The organism is Planktothrix sp. FACHB-1355 (genome assembly GCF_014748295.1).
GTDB classification, from domain to species: domain Bacteria; phylum Cyanobacteriota; class Cyanobacteriia; order Cyanobacteriales; family Aerosakkonemataceae; genus Aerosakkonema; species Aerosakkonema funiforme_A.
In genome coordinates, this window is sequence record NZ_JACJUP010000529.1 from 1 (window position 1) to 4,481 (window position 4,481).

Annotated in this window: 4 protein-coding genes; 2 read left to right on the top strand and 2 right to left on the bottom strand. The window is 47.8% G+C overall.

Annotation, left to right across the window (positions count from 1 at the left end; genetic code table 11):
- The first annotated feature begins 163 nt into the window (after nt 1–163).
- Nucleotides 164–1,789 carry a methyltransferase domain-containing protein gene (locus H6S82_RS19890; protein ID WP_347339516.1) on the top strand — a complete coding sequence of 542 codons (1,626 nt, stop codon included), beginning with the start codon at nt 164–166 and terminating at the stop codon, nt 1,787–1,789.
- 76 nt (nt 1,790–1,865) lie between these two features.
- Nucleotides 1,866–2,483 (top strand): Uma2 family endonuclease, encoded by a 618-nt coding sequence (locus H6S82_RS19895; protein ID WP_190468964.1) that lies wholly within the window; start codon nt 1,866–1,868, stop codon nt 2,481–2,483.
- Between the two features lie 255 nt (nt 2,484–2,738).
- Here H6S82_RS19895 and H6S82_RS19900 read toward each other — a convergent pair whose 3' ends face one another.
- Entirely contained in the window at nt 2,739–4,175 is a 1,437-nt protein-coding gene (locus H6S82_RS19900) for a calcium-binding protein (RefSeq protein WP_190468967.1), read from the bottom strand.
- Between the two features lie 14 nt (nt 4,176–4,189).
- Nucleotides 4,190–4,327 carry a hypothetical protein gene (locus H6S82_RS19905; RefSeq protein ID WP_190468971.1) on the bottom strand — a complete coding sequence of 46 codons (138 nt, stop codon included), beginning with the start codon at nt 4,325–4,327 and terminating at the stop codon, nt 4,190–4,192.
- Nucleotides 4,328–4,481: the final 154 nt, after the last annotated feature.

Here is a 4,481-nt window from a genome sequence, read left to right on the forward strand (position 1 = left end):
CGGGGGAGCGGGGGAGCGGGAGAGTGGAGAATTGTCAATTCCCAATCGTCAATTTCCAATCCCCAATCCCCAATCCCCTATTCTCAATTCCCAAGCATTACCGGAATATTACGATCGCATTAACCCGGATTTGCTCAAATTGCTACCCGGAGATGCCAAGGTAGTGGTAGAGATTGGCTGTGGGGCGGGAGCGTTGGGCAAAGAGTACAAGCGCTTTAATCCCCACTGCGAATATATCGGTTTGGAACTCAACGAGCGGGCGGCGCAGATAGCGGCGACCAGGCTAGACCGCGTGGTAGTGGGAAATGTAGAAGATCCAAACTTAGAACTGGAAATAGCTGAGGGTGTGGTTGATTGTCTTGTTTTTGGAGATGTGCTGGAGCATACGATCGACCCTTGGACGGTACTCAAACGTACTGTTGTATGGCTGAAGGAAGATGGTCTGATTTTGGCTTGTATCCCCAACGTGCAGCACTGGAGTCTGATTGTGAAGCTGTTGCGCGGCAAGTGGGAGTATGAGGACGAAGGCTTGCTCGATCGCACTCATCTGCGCTTTTTTACTCTCGATAGCATCAGGCAGATGTTTACCCAAGCAGAGTTGCAGGTATGCGAGATTCAGACGCGAGGAAACAAAGGGGAGGAGTTTCAAAGGTTCCAGGAGCAAATCCAACCCTTACTGAAGCCGTTAGGCGTCGATCCGATGAAATTTGCTGTCCAAACAGGGGCGCTGCAATACGTTGTGCGAGCCACCAAGTCACCTGTAGCGCTCAGGCGGCTGCTGATCCAAACGATGATGATGGCTCCGTTAGCGTGCGATCGCGTGCGGATATTGGAGCCCGATCGCTTCAGCAGTACTATTCCGGGTGTGCGGACGATTTCTTCTGTCAAAACAGCCGATTTGGGTGTGGGACAGCCGGGAGAGGAAAAGGTGTTCATCTGGCAGCGAGGCTATTTGCAATCTCCTGATGATATTCCCAAACTGAAAGAATTGTTGCGTCGCGATTATTTAATTGTGGCTGAAATTGACGACGACCCGATGCGCTGGCCGGTTCACGGAGAAAATCAATTTTTCAGTTACCGGGCTGTACATTGCGTACAAACTTCGACGGAACCTCTGGCGGAATTTTTGCGCCAAATTAATCCGAATGTCGGCGTTTTTAGCAATCAACTCGCTTATTTACCAGAGCGAAGACAGTATAAATCGGATGATTTGGTAACCATCTTTTTTGGAGCGCTGAATCGCGAAGAAGATTGGGCTCCCATCATGCCAATTTTGAATAAAGTGTTGGCAGATTATGCCGATCGAGTTCGCGTAAAGGTGATATACGATCGCAAGTTTTTTGATGCTTTGTCGATTGCCGATAAAGAGTTGGAACCGTTTTGTCCTTACGAACGATATCAGGAAATTTTACATTCTTGCGATATCGGTTTGTTGCCTCTAAATCCGACTCGTTTTAACAGCATGAAATCGGATCTCAAATTGATCGAATGTGCCGGTCATGGCGTGGCGGTGCTGGCAAGTCCTACCGTGTATGAAGGCTCGATTGTAGAAGGAGAAACCGGGTTGATTTATCGATCGGTAGAAGAATTTGAAGCCAAGTTGCGCCAGTTAATTGCAGATACATCGTGGCGGCATAAATTGGCAGCAAATGCTTACCAATGGGTGAGAAATAATCGTTTGCTATCTCAACATTACCGCCAACGTCGCGATTGGTATTTGCAAATGCGCGATGAATTACCTCGCTTGAATGAGGAGTTGCGAAATAGAGTGCCGGAGTTGTTTGATTAATAGGACGAACGACACCATAAAACCCGGTTTCTGGGTTTTTATGGTGTCGTAATTGTTTGAATAAGGAGCTTATGCTATGATTACAACCCCTCTAAAAAAACTCACTTTTGAGGAGTTTCTAGAACAGTATCCTGAAGACGGTATCTACGAACTGGTGAATGGGGAGATTGTAAAGGTGGAGCCGATTAGAGCGCATAAAAATGTGGCAAGGTTTTTAATGTTTGCTTTCAACGATGAAATCAGGCGAAAGGAACTTGACTATATTGTTGACAAGGATATTATCATCAGAACGTTCACTGCTGAGGGAAAAGAACAAGGCAGAAATCCAGATGTAAGTGTAGTTAGCCAATCCTTATGGAACTCAAAAGTAACGGCATACGGTGCTATTACAGAACCTCTTCAATTGGCAGTGGAAGTTGCTTCGACTAACTGGGATGATGACTATGTAGACAAACTGGATGAGTATCAACGGTTGGGTATTCCGGAATATTGGATTGTCGATTATTTGGCTATCGCATCTCGTGCTTATCTCGGCAATCCAAAAGTTCCTACTGTTTTTGTTTACGAATTGGTAGAAGGTCAATATCAAGCTAAGTCTTATAGAGGCAATGACCTGATTATCTCTCCTACTTTTCCAGAATTAGAGTTAAGAGTCGATCGGATTGTGGCAGCTAGTCAGATCGGAAAACTATAGCTATAGCTAGGAACTAGGGGCTAGGGGCTAGGGGCTAGGGTAAGAACGGTCTAGAATCAACGGTTTCAGAAATTAAGAATGACTTAAGCGCCTTGGTGACTGCGCTAATCGAAACAGAAAGCAACACAAAACAAAACAGGACTAGATACTTTTCTAGTCCTGTTATTACTTTGCTTCTAGAACTTAGAGGAGCGGTTAAGCAATCGGAGAAAATCGATTTTTTAACCGACTCAATGCAAAGAAAAGACCTGCATTCTAGACGATGATGAAGTCTAACGGTGAGAGAGGTAAGCCTGAATCTAAAGTCAGGAACTGAGTAGCTCCCGATGTGCCAGAACCATCTGGGTTATAGAACAAGGCACCAGTGTCCTTGTTGTAAACAATCAAACCTTGAGCTGTATCAGCTGATAAGGTTCCGGTGATAAATGAAAGTGATGGCGGATTGGTAACGCTCAAGTTCTGGAATATCGGAGTTGGGTTAGTAAAGCCAGGTACAGTACCATTCCCATCCAGAACAATCTTGTCTACTCCTACCTGGAAGCCTATGATAGTATCTATCCCCAGATCGCTCAAGGTGGCGATGGCTCCCTGCTCTGGTGATAGTGCGGTCGTTGCGAATGTACCGCCAGTAAACACGAAGTAATCGGCACCATCACCACCAATTAGGATGTCACCACCACCCCAACCAGTCAGGGTATCGTTGCCGTCGCCACCGATTAAGGTGTCAGCTTCAGTACCAACACCACCAAAGAGGATATCATCGCCAGCGCCGCCCAAAATGCTGTCAGCACCACTTCCGCCGTCCACGGTATCAGCACCATCTCCACCGTATATGGTATCAGCACCAGCTTTGGCAACAATGTAGTCAGCGCCATCGGCAGTGTCAGCACCTGTGGTAGTAGTACCACCCACCAGTAATTCTCCCTGATCGGTACCGATAAGGGTGTCGCTGTCCTCACCGCCGTACAGAGTATCGGCTTTCGTGCCTGTACGACCTGCTACTAGGTAGTCGTTGCCCTTATCACCCTTCAAGAGGTTGCCGCCAGCACCGCCGCTGTTTGTATCACCACCCAAAAGGGTGTCATTACCTTGGCCGCCGAAAAGTGTGGCACCAGAGACACCACCAGCAATGGTCAGCATATCGTTGCCTGCATTGCCGAACAGGAGAGCGCTACCACTGGCCAGGAGGCTGTCATTACCATCACCGCCTAGCACGGTATCCCCAGCTTTACCTTCGAGGGTGTCGTTGTCTGCCTCGCCATACAACCAGCCGGAGCCATTACCTCTGAGGATATCTCCACCCTGACCGCCATAAAGCGTTGCAGTTGCAGCACCGAGCAGGCTGTCATTACCAGCGTTACCGTAGAGGATAGATGCTGCGGCTCCCACCAGGGTGTCGTTATCGTCACCGCCCAACAAGGTATCGCCAAAAGTCGCTACCAGGCTGTCCTTGCCTTTATCTCCCTGTACGAGGCTATTAGAACCACTTTTAATCGTGTCATTACCCTGGCCACCAAAGAGGGTATTGCCGGCTACGAAAGCTTGGAGGTAATCGTCCCCTTGGTTACCTGCAAGTACGACACCGCCAGCAGTAGCTGTCAGGGTGTCATTTCCTGCCAGTCCGAGTATAGTATCCCCTGGGGCACCGCCAGTAAAAGTATCGTTTCCCGCAGTTAGTGTTATTTCAGGCATTTATCGTTCACTCCTCATTCCTTAGTCGTGTACTGGATATTAACTAAGATATCCGACGGATTCGCGACTGTTGCTCGCGCTCGTAGGGTTTCACAGCCAGATTCTCTGGCTCGTCCTCCGGCGCTTGCCTTCAGTAGTATAACTTGCATCATAGATTTCTCCAATTACCTAATATCGCACCAATTAAGGGCTTTTTTGGCAAAAGACTATTCCACTTATTTAATGGTTCCGTTCTGGAAAACTTACTCAAACTTACTCACAGACCTCGAAAGCCTGATTGATAGAGAGTTTGACGTTTCCTTCCTG

Excerpts from the sequence above, each read along its gene's own strand:
- H6S82_RS19895 (WP_190468964.1), top strand. The coding sequence starts at position 1,866 with ATGATTACAACCCCTCTAAAAAAACTCACTTTTGAGGAGTTTCTAGAA.
- H6S82_RS19900 (WP_190468967.1), bottom strand. The coding sequence starts at position 4,175 with ATGCCTGAAATAACACTAACTGCGGGAAACGATACTTTTACTGGCGGT.
- H6S82_RS19905 (WP_190468971.1), bottom strand. The coding sequence starts at position 4,327 with ATGATGCAAGTTATACTACTGAAGGCAAGCGCCGGAGGACGAGCCAGA.